General features: G+C 39.2%; 21 protein-coding genes. 17 read left to right on the plus strand and 4 right to left on the minus strand.

The genetic code is table 11. From position 1 onward, the window contains the following. Position 1 precedes the first annotated feature (1 nt). Both panB and TLET_RS02130 read right to left on the minus strand, forming a co-directional pair. The gene (gene panB / locus TLET_RS02125; RefSeq protein WP_012002463.1) at positions 2-799 is read right to left on the minus strand and encodes a 3-methyl-2-oxobutanoate hydroxymethyltransferase; all 798 of its coding nucleotides are present in this window, start codon (positions 797-799) and stop codon (positions 2-4) included. After that, positions 799-1,599 (minus strand): Rossmann-like and DUF2520 domain-containing protein, encoded by an 801-nt coding sequence (locus TLET_RS02130; protein ID WP_012002464.1) that lies wholly within the window; start codon positions 1,597-1,599, stop codon positions 799-801. The genes panB and TLET_RS02130 overlap by 1 nt, the downstream gene beginning before the upstream one ends. Positions 1,600-1,676: 77 nt before the next feature. On the opposite strand from TLET_RS02130, the gene TLET_RS02135 reads away from it, so the two are divergent. The 6 genes from TLET_RS02135 (at position 1,677) to TLET_RS02160 (ending at position 7,093) form a co-directional block, all read left to right on the plus strand. Beyond that, positions 1,677-2,582, plus strand: a complete 906-nt coding sequence (locus TLET_RS02135) for a TIGR00269 family protein (protein ID WP_012002465.1) — start codon at positions 1,677-1,679, stop codon at positions 2,580-2,582. Next, positions 2,557-3,642: a rod shape-determining protein RodA gene (rodA, locus tag TLET_RS02140; protein WP_012002466.1), complete on the plus strand. Its 1,086-nt coding sequence runs from the start codon at positions 2,557-2,559 to the stop codon at positions 3,640-3,642. Before TLET_RS02135 ends, rodA begins: the two co-directional genes overlap by 26 nt. A 2-nt stretch (positions 3,643-3,644) precedes the next feature. Then, positions 3,645-4,271 (plus strand): hypothetical protein, encoded by a 627-nt coding sequence (locus TLET_RS02145; protein WP_012002467.1) that lies wholly within the window; start codon positions 3,645-3,647, stop codon positions 4,269-4,271. Between the two features lie 146 nt (positions 4,272-4,417). Beyond that, a complete protein-coding gene (locus tag TLET_RS02150; protein ID WP_012002468.1) occupies positions 4,418-5,260 on the plus strand; it encodes a sulfide/dihydroorotate dehydrogenase-like FAD/NAD-binding protein in 843 nt (280 codons plus the stop codon). Further along, entirely contained in the window at positions 5,251-6,666 is a 1,416-nt protein-coding gene (gltA, locus tag TLET_RS02155; RefSeq protein WP_012002469.1) for an NADPH-dependent glutamate synthase, read from the plus strand. The genes TLET_RS02150 and gltA overlap by 10 nt, the downstream gene beginning before the upstream one ends. A 13-nt stretch (positions 6,667-6,679) precedes the next feature. Then, entirely contained in the window at positions 6,680-7,093 is a 414-nt protein-coding gene (locus TLET_RS02160) for a hypothetical protein (protein ID WP_012002470.1), read from the plus strand. Positions 7,094-7,101: 8 nt separating this feature from the next. On the opposite strand, the gene TLET_RS02165 is transcribed toward TLET_RS02160, so the two are convergent. Continuing rightward, positions 7,102-8,259 carry an amidohydrolase gene (locus TLET_RS02165; RefSeq protein ID WP_012002471.1) on the minus strand — a complete coding sequence of 386 codons (1,158 nt, stop codon included), beginning with the start codon at positions 8,257-8,259 and terminating at the stop codon, positions 7,102-7,104. A 117-nt stretch (positions 8,260-8,376) separates the two neighbouring features. Here TLET_RS02165 and TLET_RS10615 point away from each other — a divergent pair, with 117 nt between their 5' ends. The 7 genes from TLET_RS10615 to fabD all read left to right on the plus strand — a co-directional run bounded on the left by TLET_RS10615 (position 8,377) and on the right by fabD (position 16,064). After that, positions 8,377-10,047 carry a sensor domain-containing diguanylate cyclase gene (locus TLET_RS10615; RefSeq protein ID WP_049753334.1) on the plus strand — a complete coding sequence of 557 codons (1,671 nt, stop codon included), beginning with the start codon at positions 8,377-8,379 and terminating at the stop codon, positions 10,045-10,047. Between the two features lie 16 nt (positions 10,048-10,063). Continuing rightward, positions 10,064-11,797 (plus strand): LVIVD repeat-containing protein, encoded by a 1,734-nt coding sequence (locus tag TLET_RS02175; RefSeq protein ID WP_012002473.1) that lies wholly within the window; start codon positions 10,064-10,066, stop codon positions 11,795-11,797. Positions 11,798-11,811: 14 nt separating this feature from the next. Then, a complete protein-coding gene (locus TLET_RS02180) occupies positions 11,812-12,288 on the plus strand; it encodes a metallophosphoesterase (RefSeq protein ID WP_012002474.1) in 477 nt (158 codons plus the stop codon). A gap of 300 nt (positions 12,289-12,588) precedes the next feature. Further along, complete coding sequence (gene fabF / locus TLET_RS02185) at positions 12,589-13,815, plus strand: beta-ketoacyl-ACP synthase II (RefSeq protein WP_012002475.1); 1,227 nt, start codon at positions 12,589-12,591, stop codon at positions 13,813-13,815. After that, a complete protein-coding gene (gene fabZ, locus TLET_RS02190; RefSeq protein WP_012002476.1) occupies positions 13,812-14,234 on the plus strand; it encodes a 3-hydroxyacyl-ACP dehydratase FabZ in 423 nt (140 codons plus the stop codon). The genes fabF and fabZ overlap by 4 nt, the downstream gene beginning before the upstream one ends. Beyond that, positions 14,224-15,162, plus strand: a complete 939-nt coding sequence (locus TLET_RS02195) for a nitronate monooxygenase (protein WP_012002477.1) — start codon at positions 14,224-14,226, stop codon at positions 15,160-15,162. Before fabZ ends, TLET_RS02195 begins: the two co-directional genes overlap by 11 nt. Then, positions 15,159-16,064, plus strand: a complete 906-nt coding sequence (gene fabD / locus TLET_RS02200) for an ACP S-malonyltransferase (protein ID WP_012002478.1) — start codon at positions 15,159-15,161, stop codon at positions 16,062-16,064. Before TLET_RS02195 ends, fabD begins: the two co-directional genes overlap by 4 nt. A gap of 3 nt (positions 16,065-16,067) precedes the next feature. Here fabD and TLET_RS02205 read toward each other — a convergent pair whose 3' ends face one another. After that, positions 16,068-17,639: a ClC family H(+)/Cl(-) exchange transporter gene (locus tag TLET_RS02205; RefSeq protein ID WP_012002479.1), complete on the minus strand. Its 1,572-nt coding sequence runs from the start codon at positions 17,637-17,639 to the stop codon at positions 16,068-16,070. Positions 17,640-17,854: 215 nt separating this feature from the next. Here TLET_RS02205 and TLET_RS02210 point away from each other — a divergent pair, with 215 nt between their 5' ends. Genes TLET_RS02210 through amrA form a run of 4 tightly spaced genes read left to right on the plus strand, consistent with a single transcriptional unit; the run spans position 17,855 to position 21,724 of the window. Next, the gene (locus TLET_RS02210; RefSeq protein ID WP_012002480.1) at positions 17,855-19,624 is read left to right on the plus strand and encodes a ribonucleoside triphosphate reductase; all 1,770 of its coding nucleotides are present in this window, start codon (positions 17,855-17,857) and stop codon (positions 19,622-19,624) included. After that, positions 19,611-20,339: an anaerobic ribonucleoside-triphosphate reductase activating protein gene (locus TLET_RS02215; protein ID WP_081430055.1), complete on the plus strand. Its 729-nt coding sequence runs from the start codon at positions 19,611-19,613 to the stop codon at positions 20,337-20,339. The genes TLET_RS02210 and TLET_RS02215 overlap by 14 nt, the downstream gene beginning before the upstream one ends. Before the next feature lie 56 nt (positions 20,340-20,395). Continuing rightward, complete coding sequence (locus tag TLET_RS02220; RefSeq protein ID WP_228369040.1) at positions 20,396-21,196, plus strand: 6-phosphofructokinase; 801 nt, start codon at positions 20,396-20,398, stop codon at positions 21,194-21,196. Between the two features lie 3 nt (positions 21,197-21,199). Continuing rightward, entirely contained in the window at positions 21,200-21,724 is a 525-nt protein-coding gene (gene amrA / locus TLET_RS02225) for an AmmeMemoRadiSam system protein A (protein WP_012002483.1), read from the plus strand. The last annotated feature ends 7 nt before the right edge of the window (positions 21,725-21,731 follow it).

A 21,731-nucleotide genomic window follows, 5' to 3' on the forward strand; every position in this document is an offset into this window, starting at 1 on the left:
CTCATTCACCAGCCTTAAAAACGTTTTCTTCGAAGGGAAAACGATGATTTTGAACGTCTGAGACATAATTTTTGACAGCTTCTAAGGAAATTTGGAAGAGATTACTGTAACGCTTTGCAAATTTTGGTAGAAAAGATGGATTCATTCCGAGCAGATCATTTATAACCAGGATCTGACCATCGCAAAATCTACCTGAACCAATACCTATTGTAGGTATAGAAAGATTTTCTGTTATCATTTTGGCAGTTTCTTCAACAACCATTTCAAGCACGATTGAAAAGACGCCTGCTTCTTCAAGCGCTTTTGCTTCTTCAAGGAGGTATTTCGCGGATTTATCGCCCTTGCCCTGAACTTTATATCCTCCAAACACATTCACCGATTGTGGTGTTAATCCAAGGTGACCCATGACAGGTATTCCTGATTTCACTATTCTTTCTATTGTCGTTGAAAAAAAAGATCCCCCTTCAAGCTTTACAGCATTCGCGCCAGCTTCTTTTAGAAATCTACCGGCGTTTCTCACCGCTTCGTCTGAAGAACATTGATACGATAAAAACGGCATATCTGCTATTATAAAAGCCTCGGGCGCCCCTCTTCTCACAGCCTGCGTGTGGCGGATCATATCTTCCATAGTTGCCGGCAATGTATCTGAATAACCGAGCACATTGTTTGCCAGGGAATCTCCCACAAGTATGGCATCTACACCAGCCTGATGGACAATACTGGCAAATACGGAGTCATAAGCGGTTAGCATTACTATTGGTTTTTTCCCCTTCATAGATTTGAATTTGTTTACGTTCATTATCCCACCTCACCCTTGATTTTGATCAGAATATCTATCATATCATCATAAAGCTTTTTGTATTCAGGAAACGTTTTCACGAAGATCTCCCGTTCTTTCTCAACGATAAGCCAATCCTCCCTTGCAACAGGTCCCGTCAGAGACTTTTGAACACCTTTTTTAAGAATATTATGCACAGAGCTCATCATGAGTTTTGGTATCACTTCTTGAAATCCTTTTATATTGTAAAGCTTGTAGAGTTTCTCGGAAAGGTAAGCCAGTGCCACATTGAAATTTGACGCAATCACAGCTGCAAGATGATAAGCCCCCTTGGACCCATAAGGAATCTCAACCCAGCAATTTGATATTTTTTCTACGATTTGTTTTGCAACCAGAAGGCCTTCTCTATTTCCCTCTATGCCAAAGCAGCATGTTTTTATATATTTGAGGGCATTTTCTTCATCGGCAAATGACAGATTTGGATGGATCGAACCACGAGCCCAGCCTTTTTGATCAAAATCTTTGAAAATTTCTGAATCAAGAAAGCCGCTGAAATGAAAAGCACTGGCTTCTTCTAATCTATTTTTCAATTTGTGATACACTTCAGAGATCGATTGATCTGGGACGGCAAAAAAGGTAACTCCTTTTAAGGTGAAATCTTCTTCATAGGTTTTTGGAAACCCCTGTCCTATTTTTGCAACAAAATCTTCAGCTCTTTGCTTCGAACGTGAAACAACACAGCCAATCGAAAAATCCTCCTCCAATAAAATTTTACATAAAACGAAAGCCACTTTACTTGTACCAACTACATTAATATTCATAAACTCATCACCAAATAAATTAAACCACATGAGATGGTAAAATTAATTTGTGGAAGAGTTACGCAAGGAGGAAAAAAATGAAGTGCAGAAAATGTTCGAAAACTGCTGTGATACGTTTGAGGCAGCACAATACTGCGTTTTGTGAGGAACATTTTAACGAATATTTTGAAAAACGTGTTGAAAGAACCATAAACGAATATTCCATGTTCAATAAATCGGAAAAGCTTCTTGTTGCTGTTTCTGGTGGAAAGGATAGCTCAGTTGCCTGGTATGTTTTAAAAAAATTGGGTTATACCACATCGGGGTTGTTTATAGATCTTGGTACTGAAAACAATACAGAAATTGTTAAGAAAATTTCTGAAAAAACAGGTGAAGAACTGTTAATTGTCAATGGAAAGCAGTATTTTGGAGGACTTACTGTAGCTGAAATTTCTCGTATTGTTAAACGGCCAACATGCTCGATTTGCGGTCTTATAAGAAGATATATAATGAATAAGGTCGCTTATGAGAAAAATTTCGACGCTGTTATCACAGGACACAATCTGGATGATGAGGTTTCGTTTCTACTCGGCAATGTTCTCAACTGGCAGGTAGAGTATATAAAAAGACAGGCACCTGTTCTGGAATCTAACGGAAGATTAATTAAAAAAGCCAAACCATTGGTGTGGTTGACAGAAAAAGAAATTTATGTGTATGCTTTAATCAATCGCTTAACTTTCTCAACTGAAAGATGCCCTTTTTCAAAAAATGCAAGTTCTCTCAAATACAAAAAGGTGTTGAATGAACTTGAAATAACTCAACCGGGTGTCAAACTCAGATTTTACAAAGAATTTCAGAAAAAAGATCTTTTTGGTTCAGATAATGAAGAAAAAGCCAGATTATCAGAATGTGCAATTTGCGGATACCCAACTACGGGTAAGGTGTGCAGTTTCTGCAGATTGGAAGAGATGGTAAAAGATGCCATGGGAAAACAAGAGGATTGAATTTTATATCCCAGTTTTCGTTGCTCTGCTCATGATAATAGGCCTTGCAGTTATTTACAGTGCCACACGAGATTCTGGTATGAATTATTTGAAAAGACAGATTATATGGGACATTTTGGGAATTATTGTTCTTTTCGCTAGCGTTTTTTTACGCGAAAGGGATATTCGAAGGTCAGTTTGGATGGTTTATTTTGCAGCCATTGCTTCACTTGCCCTTGTTCTTGTTTTTGGGACAACTTCCGGCGGTGCACGTAGATGGTTTGACCTGAAGGCTGGTTATTTTCAACCATCTGAACTTGGAAAAATAGCCGTCGTGCTTGTGAGTGCAACACTTCTTTCAAAGCCGACTGTAAAGCGTGTTCTGGTTTCTTTGATTTCTATGTCTGCTGTGTTGTTGTTGATAGCTGCTGAACCAGACCTTGGTACAGCGGTTTTGATAGCTGCCGTTTGGTTTATCATTCTCGTTTGCTCGAAAGCGTCTATGAAGCTAATATCGATCATTTTGATTATGATAATTGCAATGATTCCGTTTTTGTATTTCTTTGGTTTAAAAGATTACCAGAGAGATAGAATTCTTTCCTTCCTTTCGCCATCAACGTATGCACAAAGTAGTGCCTACAATGTTATTCAATCTTTGCACGCGATTGGTTCTGGGGGACTCTTGGGAAGAGGCTATCTCAAAGGCCCTGCAACGATATGGAAATATGTACCGAAAAATCATACTGACTTCATTTTATCTGTTTTGGGTGAGGAATTTGGCTTTGCTGGTGTCCTGACCTGCCTTTTTTTGTATATGGCCCTGGCTTTTAGAATACTTCGCACTATCATGTTTGCGAAAGATGAATTCTGGCAACTCATCAATACTGGTATAATGGCAACTTTCGTTTTACATGTTTTCGAAAACATGGGAATGGCGATGGGAATAACTCCAGTAACAGGTATTCCGCTGCCTTTTATCAGCTATGGAGGCTCTTCCACACTCTTTTTCTGTATACAGCTGGGTTTAGTAATGAAATCTTATGCTGTTGGCAAAGCTGGTAAAAAATTGGAAGGAGGGTAATTGTGGTAAGGAAAACAAGGGAAAGCATAGTTACTTTTCTGATCTTTCTTTTCATAGTGGCACTGATAGGCGGTCTGTTTCTATCCGTTTTCTCTTTTTTCTATTATTTGAATCAGAAAAAAGAATACGAAAAGAGCTTAACTTCACTTGAGAAAAAGATAACTACCTTGAATGAAAGAATAAACAGGTTGGAAAATTTTATTGGACCCAACTCTACGATGGATAAACTTATTTCAATCTCCGGTTTTTTGTCGAACACCACCGTTGACTTAGAGCGAATCGTTGAAGAGATTTACGACGATCCAACTACAGGTTACATAAGGTTGTTCGTTATGGGTCAGGAAAATGTATGGGTGACATTCAGAAAAAACGAAACAATTTATTTTTCAAGGGAATTAAAACCGGGTCTGGCTCCTTACAAATTTTATTATTTCAAATCTCCCGCTGTTCAAACGGAATATTCGCTGGAAATTCCAAGAGATTGTACAATTGTTATTGGAAAACCTGGTCTGGTTTCTTTCCTTGTTTACGGCGTTGGCACAAGATACCATCCAACAAAGATAGTTACCTGGAAAGATGCAAAGATAAGCAATTTAGAAGCAGATCTGAGTTTATATATACCAAAATAAGAGGAGCCTGTAAGAACAGGCTCCTCAGGCAGCTTGGTTCCATCCAAGGGGGGATAGGGGGGTCGCTGTCCAGAAATAATACTAACGCCAAAGTTGTTAAATGTCAATGACAGAAAATAAATACAACGTTTAGAGGAGGTGACCCTTTGAGCAACGAAATTCTGAAGAAGACAAAACTTGCCCCGCAGGTTTATGATTTCATCATAAAAAATGAAGAGATTGCAAAAAGAGCAAAACCAGGTCAATTTGTTGTGGTAAGGATAAGGGAAAAAGGTGAGCGAATACCATTGACAATAGCAGATACTTATGAAAATAGCTTTAGAATGGTAGTGCGCGCGGTAGGAAAAACAACGTACGAGCTGTGTATGATGGAAGAAGGGCAGCATCTATCTGATATAGCTGGACCACTTGGGAATCCAAGTGAAATAGATTATTTTGGAGATGTGATGTTGATTGGCGGAGGTGTTGGCATAGCCACATTACTGCCAATTGCAAAGGAGTTGAAAAGATTCAACAACAGATTACATGTAATTCTTGGTGGGCGGAATAAAGATTACGTAATCATGCTCGAAGAATTTGAAAATCTCTGCGATGAATTGATAATTACGACTGATGATGGTTCTATGGGAATTAAAGGTGTTGTAACTGATGGCATGGATCTGGTTATGAAAAATACGAAAATAAATATTGCATGGGCTGTTGGACCTACAATTATGATGAAATTCTGTAGCATCAAGGCAAAAGAGCTTGGAATAGAAAAGATCTGGGTTTCACTCAATCCTATTATGATAGATGGCACCGGTATGTGTGGGGCATGCAGAGTAACTGTTGATGGAAAAATGAAATTTGCGTGTGTTGATGGTCCAGAATTTGACGGGGAAAAGGTTGATTGGGATGAGCTACTTAAGCGTTTGAGTCAGTACAGAGACGAAGAGGAAATAAGTTTTGGAAAATTCAAAGAACAAGTGGGTGATCTTTCATGGCTTTAAAGCCTCCAGCAAAGAAAGTGCGTATGAAAGAGCAGGAACCTCAGGAACGAATCCACAATTTTTTTGAAGTTGCTCTTGGTTATTCAGAGCGTGAAGCAATGGAAGAAGCTAAAAGATGTTTGCAGTGCGTTCATCACCCATGTGTAAGCGGTTGTCCTGTTGGGATAGATATTCCCGGTTTTATAAAAAAGATTAAAGAAAATAGATTTTATGAAGCGGTAAAAATTCTCAAATATTACAATAACCTTCCGGCTGTTTGTGGAAGGGTATGCCCACAGGAAACTCAATGTGAAGCAAAGTGTGTTGTTGGGAAAATACCTGGTTCTGAGCCTGTTGCCATAGGTAGGCTGGAAAGATTTGTCGCAGACTGGGAAGCTGTTAATGTTAAAGACAATCAAATCGAATTGCCCGAAAATAAAAATAAAAAAGTGGCTGTGATTGGCTCTGGACCTGCCGGATTAACAGCGGCTGCCGATCTTGCAAAGCAGGGTTATGTGGTTGATGTATTCGAAGCACTTCATAAACCAGGTGGTGTCCTTGTTTATGGTATACCGGAATTCAGGTTGCCAAAATCCATAGTTGACAGAGAGATTGCTTACATTAAATCCCTCTCCGTTAGAATTTTGGTAAATACACCTGTGGGCAGAGCAGTAACTGTTGAAGAGTTGCTGCAAAATTACGATGCCATCTTTATTGGAGTTGGTGCCGGTACACCGAAATTCATGAATATCCCGGGAACCAATTTGAATGGTGTTTATTCTGCAAATGAATTTCTTACAAGAGTAAATTTGATGAAAGCTTATCTCTTTCCAGAATTTGACACGCCGATAAGAAAGGGAAAGAAAGTAGTTGTGGTCGGAGGAGGAAATGTCGCTATGGATGCGGCAAGGAGTGCCCTGAGGCTTGGCGCACAAGAGGTAACAGTTATTTATAGAAGAACAGAGCAGGAAATGCCTGCTCGAAAAGAAGAGTATTTCCATGCTGTTGAAGAAGGTGTACATTTCCGATGGCTTACGCAACCAATTGAGTATCTCGGTGATGAAAAAGGTACTTTGATTGGTGTGAGATGCATAACGATGGAGCTTGGGGAACCAGATAAAACTGGCAGAAGAAAACCTATACCCATAGAGGATAGTGATTTTGTCATTGAAGCGGACACAGTTGTTGAAGCTATCGGTACGGACGCAAACAGGTTTCTGCTGAATCAGTTTAAAGGATTATCAATAAATAAATGGGGTTATATTGTTGCGGACGAACAAACAGGCGCGACAACTCTGAAAAAAGTCTTTGCAGGTGGTGACATTGTTACTGGCGCCGCTACGGTTATAGAGGCCATGGGAGCGGGAAAAAAAGCTGCATACTGGATAGGAAAGTATCTTGAAGGCGAGTTCAATCCTTGGAAGTGAGAGGGAGTTTTAGATGAAAATAACTTGTATATTTGTTAATATTTCGGAGGAATTTGTCAAGCAAGTGAGAAATTTTTTCAGATTGTCAGAGTTCAATTTGAGATGTGTTTTCGTTTCGAATGATGTCGATGAAATAACCGAGATGATTTTCAATTATGCTGAAAAAGAAAACGATCTTTTACTTGTTTTTGGTGGTGTTGATACAAGAGAAGGAGCGACTTCAAGCATAGCATTGAAGCGTATATGCGATCAGAGAGTGTACACACTTGAAACATTAGTTTGCGAAATGCTTGCCAGGGAAAAAAGATGCCTCCTCACATCTCCCACAGTTGGAATGAGGAGAAAAACTCTGATTATGTGCTTGCCTCAGGATGAATCTGTCTTCAATATAATATCTCTGGCGATAGGTGCATTGAAAGGCGGATGAACCGCCTTTCATTTACTGTAAACCATATTACCCTCTATAAAAACTTTTTCCACAACGGATTTCATATCGAAAGGATGCCCTGACCATATAACTATGTCAGCGTCCTTTCCTGGTTCGAGAGAGCCTACCTTTTCTGATAAACCAAGAATTGTGGCAGGATTTATTGTTAACATTTTCAGTAACTCTTCTTCTTTAACACCATATCTCATTGCCGCTGCAGCCTGGACAGTCGCATGTTCAAGTGGTATGACAGGATGATCGCACATCAGAGCAGTTAAAACACCTTTTTCTGATAAAATTTTTAAAGCTCCCATTGTCATATCTCTGAGTTCAAGTTTGGTTGCAAAAGTAAGCAAAGGACCAGCGACAACGGGTACCTTTTTTGATGCCAGTATATCCGCTATTTTGTATCCTTCAGTACAATGTTCAATTACGAAGCTCAGGTTGAATTCTTCCGCTATTCTAATAGCAGTCAATATATCATCTGCTCTATGAGCGTGCATTCTTGCAGGAAGTTCTCTTTTGAGTAATTTTTCACCCACTTCGTATTTTGGATCTCTCTCGGTAAATTCTTTGCCTTCTTTCAAAATTGACTCTTTCTTTTTCATATAATCCTGGGATTTCATAAGAAATGATCTGATAACCGACGCGGTACCCATTCGAGTGTTTGGCATAATTTTTTTCTCTGAATATACACGTTTGGGATTTTCTCCGAAAGCCATTTTAACACCCGCGGGATTTTTGATACACATCTCAGCAGCCGTTTTTCCGTTGAATTTTGCTATGAATCCCTGCCCACCGACCGGGTTGGCACTTCCCATAACTACGAAAACAGTTGTAACACCTCCAGATAGAGCTTTACTTATAGCCACATCGTCTGGATAAAAAGCATCAAGAGCTTGCAAATGTGCTGTCACTGGATCAGTCATTTCGTTACCTTCGCTCTCCGTTGCCCCAAGGCCCTCTGGATACAACCCAATATGGCAATGGGCATCGATAAAACCCGGGAAAAGATATTTTCCCGATACATCAAAAATCTCTGTACCTTTGCCGGGTTTGATCTTCTCGCCAATTTGCCTGATTTTGCCATTTTCTACCAGTACATCGCCAGTGAAAGGCTTTTTGCTTATTGGAAAAACGTGTGCTCCCTTGAAAAGAATCTTCACAGTTTCACCCCCAGAATTGTTAGTAATACGCACTTTCAGTATATCACAAAAAATCACGCTATTGTTTTAAATTTGTGTTATTATTAAAAGGAAAAGCAAAATGTGGGGGAGACTTTGTTGAGTAAATTGAATAAACTTTTGATTTTTCTAATAGCCCTCTGTATTTTCCTGCTCAGTCTGTACATTTTTTATCTTTCAAATAGCACAAAAGCTCGTCAAAGGATTATACAGGCGGAAAAAACTCTGAAGGGAGCTGTTGAATTTGTTGGAATGACGGTGCATGAAAACTTCTTTCGCGATGATAATGTGTACAGAGCAGTAATCCAGGAAGATGAGGTTTTCTTGAAGCAAAAACTACAGGAGATAATTGATAAATATCCAAATGTGATCAGGGTATATATCGAGGAAGTTGAACAGGAATACCTCAATTCTTTAGAAATTTTTACTGTGGATATTGTAAATGGAAATTTCAGGCTAAGTTTCAAAATTTGCAAAAAGGATCTTTCCGCTTACGTTTCGGGAAAACTCGCGCGAGTGATCCTGAATGCGCAGCAGTTTATAAACTCTCTCGGTTTTGATGATATACAGATCAATGGTGCATCGTACGAATACAGTGGCCCATTGATTTCTTCTCTTGAGATTTTGACATCCGCTTTAATAGCGTTATGCTCAACTTTCATTTTTGCTTTTGTGGCCCGATGGAGAAAATTAAACTTAGAGAAAAGGTATCATGAGAAACTCCACAGGAGGACACTTTGTCAGGAAGCTATACTTAATTTCACGAAAATCGTCTTGAGCGGTCAGGTGGAAGATAGTTATCAGTTTCTTCTGGAAAAGGCTGTTGAGCTTGTTCCTGGTGCCCAGGCTGGAAGTTTGCTGATGAAGAAAAACGATGTTTTTGTTCTAACGCATGTTGCTGGATACGATCCAAAAATAGCTGGTAAGATGTTTTTCAAACCCCATGAACTGGCGCAGCAAATTGATGGAAGAATCAGAATAATAAAAGATCTGCACCAGATCAATACCCAGAACTTAGATGAGGTGAGAAAGGAATTCCTCTACTCAGTTGATAAAGTTGCTAAGATAAAATCTTTGCTATCTATTCCCATCATTGCAAAAGATGAAGTTGTTGCATTTTTGAATCTCGATAACTTTGAAAACGAGAACGCTTTTAATGAGGAAGCTGTAAACATAGCAGAACTTTTTGCGGGCCATGTTGGTGTATTGTTCGAGCGAATGAGACTGGAGGAAGAATTGAAAATTCAAAAACAGTTGATGGAATATCTTTCATACCATGATCCACTTACAGATTTGCCAAACAGAAGAATGCTTGAAGAATACGTTGAAAAAACTTTCGCCATTGCGAGTCGGGAAAACAAACCAGTATGTGTTATATATATGGACCTTTATAAATTCAAAGATGTAAACGACACATTTGGCCATCCTGTTGGGGATGATCTACTGAAAATTCTGGGCAACCGATTGAAAAAAGAAATCAGGCGAGGAGATATGGTTGCCAGATTTGGTGGAGATGAGTTTGTTTTTGTTCTTTATGATGTCTCAGTAGAAGGAGCCATAGAGTTCTCCAGGCGCCTGCTTGAATTTATTCAAAAACCAATCGTGCTTCAGAATAAGATTTTTACAATTTCTGCCAATCTTGGAATAGCGGTTTATCCGGCAGATGGCGATAACTTTGAAACTGTTTTGAGAAATGCAGACATGGCTCTTTATACTGCCAAAAGGAAAGAACAACCATTTGCCATTTTTTCACAAATATCTCAATCTTGAGTGGGGGTGTATTTGTATGAAAAAATGGGCGCTACTTTTTTCGGCCTTTTTGCTGCTGTGTGGTTGTTTAAAACTTGACAGTTCAAAAGGATCTCTGGTTGTAAAAATCCTCAGTGAGAAAGTAATTCCTGATTCAACAGCTGTTCAAGGACTGATAATTCTTCAAAACGACTCCAGGACGATTCAACAGTTTTTCAATTTTCCCGGTCAGTCAGAGATCGGTTTTGAAGGACTTGAAACGGGTTTCTGGAATATTGAGGTAAATTTGCTCGACAGCCATGGATATGCTTTGTATTCTGCACATAAACAGGTAACTGTTGTTGCTGGTCAGACGACAAGCACTTCGATTAGCTTAGAGTTGAATAAGGCGGATTTGGAGCTTGTGATTTCTGTTAATTCTGATCAGATTGATCGAATTAATATAGAACTTTCATGTAACGAGGAGAAAATAGAAGAACAATCTACAGTGATCAACAATGCAGCATTCTTTAATTTTAGCGGGCTACTCAGTGCAGTATGGAATCTGAGAATAGAGCTCTATTCTCTTGACAACTTGATCATGGTTTGCCCTTCAAGTGGAGCTTATGGATTAGAACTTCAGCCAGGGAGAACGAATGTTTTTCAGATAGAGATAGATAACTTTGGATCAGTTACAATAGAGATTTTGAGCAATGATCTGGAAGCAGTTTCAAATGCGACCGCCGTAAATCTTGATGAAGGAATAAGTATACAATGGGAAGCGGTTTATGGGGCAGATTACTACGACATATACAGAAAAGAAGGAAATCTGTGGGTTAAAATGAATACCGATGATCTTTCGGAAACAAATTTTGTTGACACATATGTTGAAGAAGGCGAAGAGTACAGTTATGTCATAAACGCAAGATCTATCGATGGAAAACACAGCGGTTTTTCCCAGCCATTCACAATTGTTCGTGATATCAGGAGAGTATTTGTGTTTTCAAATGAAAAAATCTATGTATTCCACTGGAATGAAGACAGACTCGATAATTTTCAGGAAATACAGGTTTCAGAAACTCTGCTTGATATAGGGGCTGAAAACAGATACCTGATCACAGTTGGTCACTATCCTTGTACATTTACAAGATACAATGGAACTACCTTTTCTAAAGAATGCCAGAACATTTTTCAAGCCTACCCACTTTCTGCTTCTTTTAATGGCGATTATTTTTATACTGTTGCAGGGAATTATCTACTAAAATTAAGCAGTAAAACGCTGGATTATCAGCAATTTCCTTTTCCTGGAGTTGCAAGAATTTCTGTTGATGACTTTTTGTGCGCAGCAGATAATACCGGAATGGTGAGTATATACGCGCTCTCGGATTTTTCAAACTATCTTGATAGAGTTAACGGTTCATTTGCATTCACCAGGGGAGGAAGTGTTTATGTGTTTTCCCAGGGGCAGATCAATATTTACCACGTGGATGGGCAGGATGTTACTCTGAACAAACAGATAGCATTCAGTAGAGACCCCTTGAATATGCGTGTTTATAATAACTACATCTATGCAGGAACAGATAATGGAGTATACATAATAAACATAGATGATGGCAGTCAGAATACGATTGCTTCAGGATTGTTGATACGTGATCTGGAAATCTTCGATAAAAAACTTTATATTGTCGAGAATAACGAGTTACTGGTTTATGATTTGATCAATCCATCGATGCCTGTTTTCATAACTTCGACGATCTTTCCAGTTAATTGTTTTGGAGTGAGTGTTGATTGAAAGGAGGATTATCTATGTGGTTGATCATTTCAGACACGCATGATAATATACCAAAAATACGCCAATTTCTTGATGAAGCGAAGAGAAGAAATGTAACTCACATCTTTCATTGTGGAGATGTAATTTCTCCCTTTGCACTTGCCGAGTTTCTCAAGCAAGACTGTGATTTTTATGGTGTGTTTGGAAATAATGACGGAGAAAAAATATTGCTGAATCAGAAATCCTCCGGCAGAATGAAGAAAGGCCCAGCTGAACTGATTATCAGCAAATACAGAATTTTGATGATGCACGAACCGATTAGTATCGATGCTTTTTTAGAAGCGAATTTCTTCGATTTTGTTTTTTACGGCCACACACACAAAGTGGATGTGAGAAAAAGTTCAAAAACTGTGGTCCTGAACCCGGGAGATGCAAGTGGGTATCTATCTAATCAAGCTACAGCTGTTTTTCTCGAACCTGAGACTGGACAACTCGAAGTGTACCATTTGTGACGAATATATTGCAATTTTGTAAAGCAGGGGCGACTTGAAATCATTCGATTTTCCCATGTAATGCGACAATCTGGACATCGAATGAATTCTGTTAAAAAGATTGATTCAGGTCATTTTTATTTGTTTCACGTCATAATTTTATATTGGTTTTTAAAAGAATAACTTCTTTATGAAAAAAGTTGTTTGGTGTAAGAGTTTTTGTGTTAACAAAACACAGTTAATTTATTTACATAGTAAAGGGGCTGTTTGACTGCCCCTTTTTACATTTTTATAATGGACCAACAGGAGGTAGATTGAAAAGTGCGTAGGGTTCTTATAACAGGTATGGGGATCGTATCTCCAATAGGAATAGGAAAAGAAAAAGTACTCGAATCACTTAAAAAGTCTTACATAGCAGCTGATACGATAAAGAGTTTTGATCCAGCTGACCTTCCGGTGAAGATAGCATCTGAAATTAAAGACTTCAACCCTGAAGAATTTCTGGATAGAAAACTTGTTCGCAGGACGGATAGATTTGTACATTTCGCTCTTGTTGCTGTTAAAGAAGCACTTGAACAGGCCAAACTGGATCTGTCATTGCATTCTGAACGTACAGCAGTTTTAATAGCTTCAGGTATGGGAGGTTTCATAACGCTGGACAATGAGAATAACAAATTTCTTTCGGGCGGTCCGGGTAAAGTGAGCCCGTTTTTGATACCAATGCTTTTGATAAACATGGCTTCTGGAATTGTAGCAATTGAATATGGGCTCAAGGGAGTAAATTTTGCCCCTGTAAGTGCATGTGCAGCGTCAGGACATGCTATAGCGCTTGGGTCAATGTTGATCAGACACGGTTATGCTGACGTTGCTGTAGTAGGTGGTGCGGAAGCGACAATAGCACCGTTGCCAATAACGGGTTTTGCAAATATGAAGGCTTTGTCAACCAGAAACGATAAACCAAAAGAAGCTTCGAGACCTTTCGATGCCAGTCGTGATGGATTTGTCATGGGAGAAGGAGCGGCAGTTCTGGTGCTTGAGGCTGAAGAAATTGCGAAAGATAGGAAAGCAGATGTACTTGCTGAAGTAAAAGGGTATGGAATGAACGACGATGCATATCATATGAGTGCCCCGGATCCGGAGGGGACGGGCGCAGAAAAAGCTATGCGAATGGCTTTGAAAGATGCTGGAATCTCTCCTGACAAAATACAGTATGTTAGTTGCCATGCCACAAGTACACCAGCGGGAGACGCAGCTGAGGCGAAAGCTATCGAAAAACTCTTTGGACGAGAAGTCTTTGTCAATAGCACCAAAACTCTTATGGGGCATCTTCTCGGAGCGGCAGCGGCAGCAGAAACTGTTGTTGGGATCCTGCAAATGCACAACCATTTTCTTCATGCGATGCCCAATCTTGATGAAAAAGACCCTGAAATAAAAATTAATGTTGTTGGTAAGAAACCGGTTGAAATTCATTTTGACAATTTTGTGAAAAACTCATTTGGCTTTGGTGGTCACAATACATCCCTTGTAATAGGGAGGTATGAATCTTGAATATCGATGAAATTAAGCAAATTCTGCCACACCGGTTTCCTATGCTACTTGTTGACAGAATCGTTGAAAAAAGTGAAGATCACGCTAAAGCTATCAAAAATGTGACTGCATCTGAAATATTTTTTCTGGGTCATTTCCCTGCATATCCCATTTATCCGGGTGTTTTGATAATAGAAGGCCTTGCTCAAACGGCCGGGTTGATGCTTCTAAATCGGGGCGAGTCAGTTATTCCAGTTTTTGCTGGTATAGATAATGCGAGGTTCAAATCTGAAGTTAGACCCGGGGATGTTCTGGAATATGAGGTGTGGCTCAAGGAAAGAAAACTTGGTATGGCGAAGGTGGAAGCAATTGCGAAAGTTCAGGGAAAAATAGTTGCAACAGCAACTCTCCTGGTTGGAGTGAGAAAGAATGAAAAATAGGGTAACCGAACTTTTGAAAATAAAGTATCCGATTTTAATGGGTGGAATGGCATGGGCTGGAACTCCAGCTCTTGCCGCAGCTGTCTCTCAGGCGGGCGGACTTGGGATAATAGGTTCAGGAGCAATGAGACCGGATGAACTTGAGATAGCTATACGAACTGTAAAAAACCTTACTGATAAACCTTTCGGGGTAAATATAATGCTTGCCTCACCTTATGCAGATCAACTTGTGGAAGTCGTCATCTCTGAAAAAGTTCCTGTTGTGACTTTTGGTGCTGGCAACCCGGCAAAATACATTCCGAATCTTAAAAAAAGTGGTGCAGCTGTCATACCAGTAGTTGCATCAGATTCATTTGCAAAATTGGTGGAGAGAGCAGGTGCTGATGCAGTTGTAGCAGAAGGTATGGAATCAGGTGGGCATATTGGCGAAGTAAGTACGGTGGTTCTCACTAACAGGGTTTCTAAAAGTGTGACAGTTCCAGTTATTGCGGCCGGAGGGATAGCAGATGGCAGAGGTATGGCAGCAGCTTTTGCGCTTGGTGCTGAGGGTATTCAAATGGGAACGAGATTTCTGGCGACGATAGAAGCAGAGATCCACGAAAGTTACAAAAAAAAGATACTGACAGCTTCAATAAGGGACACAGTCGTCACGGGAGCAAAACTCGGTCATCCAGCAAGAGTTCTGAAAACACCGTTTGCAAAAAAAGTTTGCGAGCTTGAAGTCAATAATTCTCTGGAGGCGGAACAGGTTCTGGTTGGAAGCCTTCGTGAAGCTGTTTTGAATGGAAATCTGGAGAGAGGATCTTTTATGGCTGGTCAGTGCGCTGGATTAATCGATGAAATATTATCTGTTAAGGATGTTATTGAGAAAATTATGAGAGAGTTCGTAGAGACTGTGAAAAAACTCTATGAGGAGGTGAAAAAATGAAAGCTTTTCTTTTTCCGGGTCAGGGATCACAATATTCTGGAATGGGGAATGATCTCACTTCGTTTTCAAGGGCATATTATTTCTTCGAGACCGCGAGAGAGGTACTTGGGATAGATATTTTCCAGGTAATGAACGGTGACGAAGATTTTTTAAAGTTAACAGAAAATGCTCAGCCGGCTATTTACATAGCAAGCTACATTGCTTTTGACGAACTTATAAGGGCAGGATATGTTCCATCGTTGCTGGCGGGACACAGTCTCGGTGAATATACAGCACTTGCTGCGGCAGATGTGTATGACTTTGAAACCGGCCTGTATCTTGTCAGAAAAAGAGGAGAATATATATCTCAGTCAGTCAAACCCGGCGAAGGAACTATGGCAGCAGTGATAGGTGCAAAAATTGATGAGATAGAAGCTGCGATATCGGATATAGACAATGTATGGGTTGCAAATCATAATTCCGAAGATCAGGTAGTTATCAGTGGTATGGTTGAATCCGTGAGAATTGCCATAGAGAGATTGAAAAAAATTGCAAAGAGAGTTGCAGAGTTAAAAGTCAGTGGACCGTTTCATACTCCTCTATTAGAATCAGCAAGGGAAAAAATGGCCCATGAACTGCGCGGAATAAAATTCAGGAAGCCTCGTTGGCCAATCGTTATGAACAGTACCGGTCGTGAAACGACTGATCCAGAGAAAATAAGAGAAAATATTCTGAGTCAAATTTGTGGACCTGTTTTGTGGTATGACAGCATTAATAGAATGATTCAGCTCGGTGCGAAATCGTTTATTGAGGTGGGCCCCCAGAAAGTGCTCACCAATCTTTTAAAAAGATCTAAATCGGCACCGTGTAAGCATTTTACGGAAATAGTTTTTGAAAGGCAATTCGAAGCTGTTGGAATATGAATTCTATTCATTTTTGATGAATGAAAGAACCTCGTTACTTTCAATAACCCCTCTTCCGGGAGGCAGAAAATGTGGAATCTCATCGTTTTGGTTGAGAATAATAGTCAAAACGTCTCCCGGATGAATTACTGTTTCACCGTTTGGTATTATTTCATTGTTATCGCGTTTTATGAATGCGATAAGACAGCTTTCAGGCAAAACGCAATCCTTAATTTTCAGGCCAGCAAGCTCAGAATCGGGTGTGACAGTTACTCTGATGACAGATGTACGTTTTGCTTGCGCTGTTTTTGATAAAGGAAGCCTTTCGAAAAGCATATCATAAACGGAAGACACTTTAAACAGGCTCGATATGATATAGGCAGATATGGAAACAACGGAAAGCGACAGTAAATGGTTGAAAGATCCAACAAGTTCTGTAACAAGTGCTATGCCAGTTATTGGTGCCCTGACCACACTGGCAAAATAACTGGCCATACCCAGGACTACAAAATTAGTTAAATAGGAATCATTAAAATTCCAGAACACGTTTATCAAATGATAATATGCACTACCAATAAGAGCACCAATTGCGAGCATTGGCAAAAAAATACCACCAGGTGCCTTTGAGCCATAACTGATCATTGTAAAATAAAATTTCAAAACAAGTAAGACAATCAACATTTTTGCTGAAAAAAGTCCATGTGCAACGTCCATTATTAATTCGTGTCCTCCACCCAGAACCTGCGGGATTTTCAACAGGAAAAACCAGGCAGCTATTGTAGGGATCATTAAACTGAATACCTTCAATTTTCCCATCTGTTCTGAAAACCACAGGATGCTCTTGGTGAAGAATGCACCAAAAATACCAATTACTACTCCTAAACCAAGTATGAGTGGATAGTACTTTAAAGGTAATACACTGGAGAGTTTCAGATCAAATATTGGAGCCACTCCAAACACAACTTTTGAAATATATCCAGCTGTTATAGCTGCTATCATCGAAGTTAAAAGAGTTAGCGGAGATATATTTCTTTGCAGTTCCTCTATCGAGAAAATGACAGCGGCAAATGGAGCATTAAAGGCAGCGGCAAGTCCGGCACTTGAACCAGCAACAATCATATGCTTTTTTTCAAGATCATTTTTAGCAAATTTATTTGAAAATATGAGCCCTACTGAAGCTCCTATCTGAACAGACGGTCCTTCTCTGCCAAGTGAAAAGCCGTTTATTATTGCCAAGAAACCTCCAAAAAATTTTCCGAGAAGAACTTTTAACGGTTCATAATTAATTTTTCTCAGCAAAATGGCTCTGACCTGTGGTATACCACTGCCGTTTACATGCGGTACTTTTTTGGTAATCCACCAAATGATGAGCGAAAAGCCAACTGTCATGAATATCCAGAAAATAAACCAGCTGCCATACTTTATCGAACTTCTTATATTTTCAGCGCATGTAATCGAAAGTCTATAAAGAACAACTACCAGACCAGACACAGCGCCAGTCAGGAAACTTTTAAATATCAATTTGTTGGTGAGCACCTTTTTTGTGCTGAGAATATCTGCAAAATATCTGTTTTTTCTATAACCTGAACCACCCATAGCATTCTCCTCAGGTCATTACACTATTTTTCACGTGTACTACCACGTAAAAATTTTAATGGTGCAATTTGTCAACGCTGTAAAGAACTCAGTAAGGTCGGTCATATTTTTCCTTGCGTTTTTTTTAAGGTCATTTGTTGAAAAGATTCTTGACATTATCCTATATATTGTATATTATGTTATTTAGATACTATATATAGTATGGAGGTGTTTGCATGAAAAACATGGTTGAACAGTATTTGCTGTTGAAAGACTGGCGTATCAGAGAGAACAGTAACATGAATTATTCGTTGCAGGGGTTAAATAATCACATTGTTTCAGAGATTACATCCGATTACTGGCTTAAATGTGTATATACAGAGAAAATCTCTAAAGCCCATATGGAGGGAGATTTTCACATACACGATTTGAATTTGCTTGCTCCATACTGTTGTGGTTGGGATTTGAGAGATCTTTTAATCAACGGATTTGGTGGGGTTGATCAAAAGATAGAGAGTAAACCGCCAAGACATTTCAGGGTAGCTTTGATGCAAATTGTCAATTTTTTCTACACGTTACAAGGCGAAGCTGCCGGTGCTCAAGCTTTTTCAAATGTTGATACGCTTCTGGCACCTTTTATTGCTTACGATAAACTTTCTTATCAAGAAGTAGTTCAATGTCTTCAGGAATTTGTTTTTAATCTAAATGTTCCAACCAGAGTGGGATTTCAAACTCCTTTTGTGAATATAACAATGGATGTAGTTGTTCCAAAGTATATGGCGAATGAACCTGTTATTGTAGGTGGTCAGTTTCAGGAAAAAACATATGGTGAATTTCAGCAGGAAATGGATATGTTTAACAAGGCGTTTTGTGAAGTGATGTTAGAAGGCGATGCGAGAGGAAGAGTCTTTAGTTTTCCAATACCTACATATAATGTGACCGGGAATTTCCCATGGGAAAGTGAAGTCGGGTATATGATTTTACAGATGACTGCCAAGTACGGTATACCTTATTTTGCCAATTTTGTGAGCTCGGGTTTATCGCCCGAGGATGTTCGAAGCATGTGTTGCAGGCTCAGATTAGACAACCGAGAGCTTTACATAAGAGGTGGTGGGCTTTTTGGGGCAAATCCAATGACGGGATCCATAGGTGTGGTAACTATCAATATGCCGAGGATAGGGTATTTATCTGGAACCGAGGAAGAGTTTTTCAAAAGATTGAATTCTATTATGGAGATAGCAAAAGAAAGCCTTATTGTAAAAAGAAATGCAATAGAGAAATTCACAGAATGGGGATTGTATCCGTATTCAAAGGTCTGTTTGAAAAAAGTTAAAAAATTTTTTGGACAGTATTGGCACAATCATTTCAGTACGATAGGACTTGTTGGTATGCATGAAGCTTTGATGAACTTTTTCAAAAGAGGAATAGATACACCAGAAGGAAAAACTTTTGCAATGCGTGTTCTTGATTTCATGCGGGAAAAGCTGTTGATTTTTCAACAAGAAACCGGTACCCTTTTCAACCTTGAAGCAACGCCAGCTGAAGGTGCATCTTACAGACTGGCAAAACTTGATAAAGAGTGCTTCAAAAATATTTACACAAGTGGAGAAAATGAGCCTTATTACACAAATTCTACACAATTACCGGTGAATTACACAGATGATTTGTTTAGAGCTCTACAGATTCAAGAGGATTTACAGTTAAAATACACAGGCGGAACAGTTTTTCACATATTTCTGGGGGAAAAAGTTGAGGATGCATACAGCCTTGGAGCACTCATAAAGAGAATTTTTGAAAATTATAGACTTCCCTATATCACCGTAACCCCTACTTTCAGCATTTGCCGTGATCATGGTTATATCGGTGGAGAGGAATATTCCTGTCCAGTTTGTGGTCAGCCGACAGAAGTGTGGAGCAGAGTGGTGGGATTCTACAGACCAGTTCAAAACTGGAATCCTGGAAAACGAGAAGAATTCATTCATAGAGTAAATTATGTTGTTAATTGAGGTTGATGGACCGATGTATGTTCAAGGATGGGTCAAAGTAAGTTTGCTGGATTTTCCAAAAGAACCATGTTCTACTGTTTTTATCTCTGGGTGCAATTTGAGATGCCCATACTGCCATAATTCGATGCTTGTTACAGTTGATAAGTCTCTGGCACAGACAAAATGGAAAGAAGTTCTCGCATGGATCAAAAGCAACAGAAAACTTATAAATGCAGTATGTATAACAGGAGGAGAACCAACTTTAAGAAAAGATCTTTATTTAATGATCCATCTTGCAAAAGAATTAGGAATTAAGGTCAAACTTGATACAAATGGCACCCAACCATATATTATTGAAAAATTGATCAGGTTGAAAATGGTTGATTTCGTTGCAATGGATATAAAGGCTCCATTGAGCAAATATGAGAAGGTATGTCGTGCATCTGTAGATTTAGATTCCATAAAAAGATCAGTTGAGGTAATAAGATCACTTGCCCCAGAATACGAATTTCGCACTACTTATCATCCGGACCTGCTCTCCGTAGAAGATTTTTTGGAGATTTGCAAATGGCTGGACAGGTCATCAAATTACGTTCTTCAGCGATGTAGAATCGGAGAAAATCTTGATCCATCTTTCAACAAAATGCCAGTATATTACAGTTTAGGAGAAATTATCAAATTACTCAGAAATCATTTTCAGCATTTCACTTTGAGAGGATTTAGTGAGTTCGCGTAAAAATCTTTCATGGCACGTTAGGGGTATAATAAATCTTGGGAGGATTTTAATTGAGGGTGGGGTTTCTGATAGATGGTATTTGCCCGGGTGCCAATCAGTTTATATACACTCTGACGAATTATTTATCAAGTATTACTGGGTTTTTCCATGGATGGCAAGGCTTGCTGGAAAACGATTTTAAGTTAATCAGGGCTAACGAAATTGAGCAATTTAAAAAAATGGGTGGTTCTATTGTAGGAAGCACACGTAAGATATCGATTTTTCATGACTGGAAGTCGAAGGTTATCAGAGTTTTGACGATGAATCATATAGATTTGCTGGTTGTTCTGGGGTCTGAAAGATCGTTTCCCATGGTTAGCGAGTTATTTTCGGCCGGAGTAAAAGTTGTTCTATTACCATGCGCAGATTCTGGTTCTTTTTGCTTCAGTTATAGACTTGGGTTAACTACCGTGACTTTGCAATTGTTGAATTTTTTTCATTCTCTCAATAGATATGATCATGGATCTGTTACAGTTCTTTTTCCGAATGGAATTGAAGATGTAATTTCTAAGCTGAGGCTTGCCAGCGATTTTGTTTTGTTGCGTGAAAGTGATAAGGCCTCTGTAATTTTCAGAAATCACCCTGCAAGAGAAACCACTACGATAAAAATCCTTGGTATGCTCAGTTCAGCATTTCCAGAGAAAAAAGATATAGAGTTTGCAAGAGTTTGCGCCAAAAAATTGGTTGATTATCTTGATAATCCAAAAGGAGGAGTACTTGCAGAAATTGACGGGGGGTTGAAGATCATTCCACTTCAATATATTAAAAGCCAGACTGAATTTACTGTGGAGAGGATTCTTGAGAAAGTGAGGGAATAAATCATGAAAGGAGAACATCCTTATGTTAAGTGGGCCATAAAAAGCATTGAGGCATGGTTGAAAGAGAAAAGATTGCTGAACCCACTTAAAGATGGTGCACCTGTGGAATTACTGAAAAGAAGAGCGGGTGCTTTTGTTAGCCTCCATAAATTGGATGGATCTCTCAGAGGGTGTATAGGAACATATGTTCCGACGAAAGAAAATCTTGCTGAAGAAATAAGGGATAATGCAATTGCTGCAGCAGTGGAAGACCCTCGCTTTCTTCCAGTTAGCACAAATGAGCTTGATGATATTAAAGTAAGTGTTGATATATTGAGCGAACCTGAAGAGGTGTCGGGTATAAACCAGCTTGACCCTAAGAAATATGGCATTATAGTTGCGAAAGGATATCGAAGGGGTCTTCTGTTACCTGATTTAGAGGGTATCGATACTGTTCAGGAACAATTAAAAATAGCCAGGAGAAAAGCGGGCATTCTGGATAATGAGAAAATTACCGTATACCGTTTTACAGTTGAAAGGTTTTATTAAGGAGTGA

The organism is Pseudothermotoga lettingae TMO, from assembly GCF_000017865.1.
GTDB classification, from domain to species: domain Bacteria; phylum Thermotogota; class Thermotogae; order Thermotogales; family DSM-5069; genus Pseudothermotoga_B; species Pseudothermotoga_B elfii.

Excerpts from the sequence above, each read along its gene's own strand:
- TLET_RS02175 (WP_012002473.1), top strand. The coding sequence starts at position 10,064 with ATGAAAAAATGGGCGCTACTTTTTTCGGCCTTTTTGCTGCTGTGTGGT.
- rodA (WP_012002466.1), top strand. The coding sequence starts at position 2,557 with ATGCCATGGGAAAACAAGAGGATTGAATTTTATATCCCAGTTTTCGTT.
- fabD (WP_012002478.1), top strand. The coding sequence starts at position 15,159 with ATGAAAGCTTTTCTTTTTCCGGGTCAGGGATCACAATATTCTGGAATG.
- TLET_RS02135 (WP_012002465.1), top strand. The coding sequence starts at position 1,677 with ATGAAGTGCAGAAAATGTTCGAAAACTGCTGTGATACGTTTGAGGCAG.
- gltA (WP_012002469.1), top strand. The coding sequence starts at position 5,251 with ATGGCTTTAAAGCCTCCAGCAAAGAAAGTGCGTATGAAAGAGCAGGAA.
- TLET_RS02210 (WP_012002480.1), top strand. The coding sequence starts at position 17,855 with ATGAAAAACATGGTTGAACAGTATTTGCTGTTGAAAGACTGGCGTATC.
- panB (WP_012002463.1), bottom strand. The coding sequence starts at position 799 with ATGAACGTAAACAAATTCAAATCTATGAAGGGGAAAAAACCAATAGTA.
- TLET_RS02130 (WP_012002464.1), bottom strand. The coding sequence starts at position 1,599 with ATGAATATTAATGTAGTTGGTACAAGTAAAGTGGCTTTCGTTTTATGT.
- TLET_RS02160 (WP_012002470.1), top strand. The coding sequence starts at position 6,680 with ATGAAAATAACTTGTATATTTGTTAATATTTCGGAGGAATTTGTCAAG.
- TLET_RS02205 (WP_012002479.1), bottom strand. The coding sequence starts at position 17,639 with ATGGGTGGTTCAGGTTATAGAAAAAACAGATATTTTGCAGATATTCTC.
- amrA (WP_012002483.1), top strand. The coding sequence starts at position 21,200 with ATGAAAGGAGAACATCCTTATGTTAAGTGGGCCATAAAAAGCATTGAG.
- TLET_RS02180 (WP_012002474.1), top strand. The coding sequence starts at position 11,812 with ATGTGGTTGATCATTTCAGACACGCATGATAATATACCAAAAATACGC.
- TLET_RS02195 (WP_012002477.1), top strand. The coding sequence starts at position 14,224 with ATGAAAAATAGGGTAACCGAACTTTTGAAAATAAAGTATCCGATTTTA.
- TLET_RS02215 (WP_081430055.1), top strand. The coding sequence starts at position 19,611 with ATGTTGTTAATTGAGGTTGATGGACCGATGTATGTTCAAGGATGGGTC.